General features: G+C 34.1%; 2 protein-coding genes. One reads left to right on the forward strand and one right to left on the reverse strand.

The window, feature by feature from the left end:
• Positions 1–284: 284 nt before the first annotated feature.
• Positions 285–1,295, reverse strand: a complete 1,011-nt coding sequence (locus BM212_RS12080) for an L-lactate dehydrogenase (protein ID WP_091898776.1) — start codon at positions 1,293–1,295, stop codon at positions 285–287.
• Between the two features lie 328 nt (positions 1,296–1,623).
• Here BM212_RS12080 and BM212_RS12085 point away from each other — a divergent pair, with 328 nt between their 5' ends.
• The gene (locus BM212_RS12085; protein ID WP_091898778.1) at positions 1,624–3,579 is read left to right on the forward strand and encodes a S9 family peptidase; all 1,956 of its coding nucleotides are present in this window, start codon (positions 1,624–1,626) and stop codon (positions 3,577–3,579) included.
• Positions 3,580–3,700 lie beyond the last annotated feature (121 nt).

A 3,700-nucleotide genomic window follows, 5' to 3' on the forward strand; every position in this document is an offset into this window, starting at 1 on the left:
ACTATTATTCTACAGGAGAACTCACTTGTTTTCTATTTTCTGAGACAAAAAAAGACGCCAGTGATTTCTCACCAACGTCATATATTATAGAACCATAAAAGCCAGACATTCTATTAAACGGACAGGATGTCTGGCTTTTTTATAAATATTATCCGAAAATTGAATGGGATTTATATGAAGCGATAATTGAATTAATTCAGCTGGATTAATTTAAAGAAATTTTACTATACATAATAATAAATAAGCAAGTACTGATTTTCAGTACTTGCTTTATAAGTCTAAGATTAATTATCAAAAGATAAATCGGGACATCTTTCAAGAACTTCGCTTAAGTGAGTACGTATAGTATTAGCAGAATGTTTCATTTTTTCTTTCTCAGAATCATTTAAAGGAATTTCGATGATTTTCTTAAGTCCATTACGATTAATAATAGCTGTTGTTCCTAAATAGATTTCTTCTTCTCCGTATTGACCTTCTAAATATACTGATAATGGTAATACAGCATGTTCATTATTCAAAATTGCTTTAGTGATTCGAGCTAAAGCAACTCCGATTCCATAGAAAGTTGCGCCTTTTTTCTCAATGATCGTGTAGGCAGCATCTCTAACAGAAAAGAAAATTTCCACAAGAGCTTGTTCATCTGTATTAGGATTATTTTCTACCCATTCATTAATTTGTAAACCAGCAACGTTAGCATGAGACCAAACTGGGAATTCAGTATCACCATGTTCACCAATAATATAACCATGAACATTTCGCACATCTACATCAAGTAAATTAGCTACAGCTTGACGGAAACGGGCGCTATCTAAAGAAGTACCTGTACCGATTACTTGTTCTGCAGGAAGACCAGACCATTTGTAAACTGCATAAGATAAGATATCTACTGGATTAGCTGCAACAAGGAAAATACCGTTAAAGCCACTTGCCATTACACTCTCTACTACGCTTTTTGTAATACGCAGATTTTTTTCAGTCAAATCTAAACGAGATTCACCAGGTTTTTGGCTAGCTCCTGCTGTATAAACAATTAAATCAGCATCTCCACAATCAGCGTAATCTGCAACATAAAGTTTCATTGGAGCAGTAAAAGCTAACGCACTACTTAAATCCATTACATCGCCTTCAGCTTTTTCGCGGTTAACATCAATGATTCCTAATTCTTGTCCGATGTTCTGATTTATCAAAGAATAAGCATAACTTGATCCGACAGCACCGTCTCCAATTAATATGATTTTCTGTTGATCTTTTGAGGTTTTCAAAGTAGGACACTCCCTTTTAAAGTATAAATTCATTATATCACACATTTACTATGAAACACTGTGAATTATAGTTGGATTTATGATTAAAATTTTGTTAATTAAAATATGAAGAATATTTGTTTATATATTTTTTGATAAAACATTAGAATGTTATCATTAAAAAATATTGACTATAATCAATTAAAGTGGCAGAATTGTAATAAGTTATTTATTAATAAACAACTTATTTTAAAATATTTGCTTAAATATAAAGAAATTTTGTGAGTTATAACTGCTTGCCACAATAAGTTTTTAAAACTAAAATATTTTTTAGTTATATTTTAATTATTTTCATTATTAGATTAAAGGATGGGATGAACATTTGAAGACGATTACGAAGGAAAGTTTATTTGAATTAAAAACTGTTTCACAACCAATAGTTTGGCAAGATAGTGTATTCTTTGTAGAAACAAGCATGGACAAAGAAGAAAATGAGTATCAAACATCTATCTATAGTGTAAATCAAAATACAAAAGAACAAATTCACTGGGGAGATAGCGGTTCAGTTAATGTAGAAATCAGTATTTCTCCTAATGGGAAATGGTTAGCGTATTTGTCTAATAATACCAAGAATAAGAAAACACAACTTTTTCTGATTGCTCTAAAAGGTGGTTCAGCTATACAGTTGACTGATGAAAAGCAGGGAATTGCTAGCTATGAATGGACAAGTAATGGATCTGGGATTTATTACCAGACTACTCAAAAAATAGAAGACGAAAAATCAGAAGACAAAAAATCATTACCTGAACCTCGAGTAATTACTAAGCTCCACTATAAAATGGATGGTAGTGGTATTTCTCCAACTGATTTAATATATCAAATCAAAAAAATAGAGGTTGCTACAAAACAAGCACAAATAATTCTTGAAAAAGAGCGTCCTATTGGGTTGAGTTATGTTGCTAAAGATGAAAGCTATCTATTATATACTGACAAATTAAATCCTGAAGATGAATGGGTTTATGGAGGGAGTATTTACAAATATACTTTATCAACAAACATCACAACGATGTTGACTAGCTCTATACCGGATGGAAGTTTTCAGTTCTTAGAAGCAAATGAAACAGAAGATTATTATTTATTAGTTGGAAATGATTTTGAATTTGCTTTTGTTTCGCAATCAAAAATTTATGGATATGATGTAAAGTCCAGCAGACTGAGCTGCCTCACAGAAAATCTGGACGCAGAAGTAGGAGATACTATTATTGGAGATTTCCAGCAGAATGTCTCAGAATTTCCTGTAAAATGGGTCAATAATGAGGAATATTTATTCCCGGTAACTGAACATGGAAAACTACAAGTATACAAAGGGAACAAGAACGGCACATATGAAAAACTAGTGGATGAAAAATTTCATTTAACAGGTGGAGATTTAACTGGTTCAGAAAACATTGTGGCAGTAACGTACTCCACAGCCATTAAGCCAAGTGAAGTGGGGCTGCTTGATCTGGGTACTGGAAAAGTTGAAGGACTTTATGATCCGAATGCTGCTTTTGTATCTGAACATACAATTGTCGAACCGGAAATGTTCTGGTATAAAGGAGCGGATGATTGGGATATTCAAGGATGGTATATGTCGCCAGTAAATCAAAAAGAAAAGCATCCAGCGATTTTATATATTCATGGTGGACCGCAAGTGAACTATGGAGAGACGTTCTTCCATGAAATGCAGAAACTATCCGGCCAGGGATACGGAATTATCTTGTTAAACCCACGGGGAGGAAATGGATACGGTCAGGAGTTTGTAGCATCAATTCTGGGTGATTATGGTAATAAAGATTATAAGGATCTTATGATTGGGACGGATTATGTGTTGGAACAGCATCCGGAAATCGATAAGAATGCATTATATGTAGCGGGAGGCAGCTATGGTGGCTTTATGACTAACTGGATTGTTGGGCATACAAATCGTTTCAAAGCAGCTGTCACACAACGTTGTATTTCCAACTGGATCAGCTTTTACGGAACCAGTGATATTGGACCGCATTTTGTAGAATTTCAATTACAGCATGACTTGAGCAATATGGAGGAGCTATGGAGAATGTCACCGCTCGCATATGCTCAAAAAGTTGAGACTCCGCTGCTTATTATTCATGGAGAAGAAGACCTTCGTTGCCCTCAGGAACAGGCTGAACAGATGTATATTGCAATGAAGAAAAAGGGAGTAGAAACGAAACTGATTACTTTTCCTAAATCTAGTCATGGATTATCCAGAATGGGCTTACCTAATTTACGACTTGAACGAATGAGCGCTATTTCAGACTGGTTTGAACAGCATTAAATAGAAAGTTTTAAAGAAGACAGACTTTACCTAGATAATTCATACTTTTGCTTGAATCGTGGAAACACTGCCTAATGGCAGGCACTATGATACTTTTATTGTTTCACCTGTTAAGTGATGA

Source organism: Marinilactibacillus piezotolerans, assembly GCF_900114235.1.
In the GTDB taxonomy this organism is placed as follows: Bacteria; Bacillota; Bacilli; order Lactobacillales; family Carnobacteriaceae_A; genus Marinilactibacillus; species Marinilactibacillus piezotolerans.

Coding starts and splice junctions, on each gene's coding strand:
- BM212_RS12080 (WP_091898776.1), bottom strand. CDS start 1,295: ATGAATTTATACTTTAAAAGGGAGTGTCCTACTTTGAAAACCTCAAAA.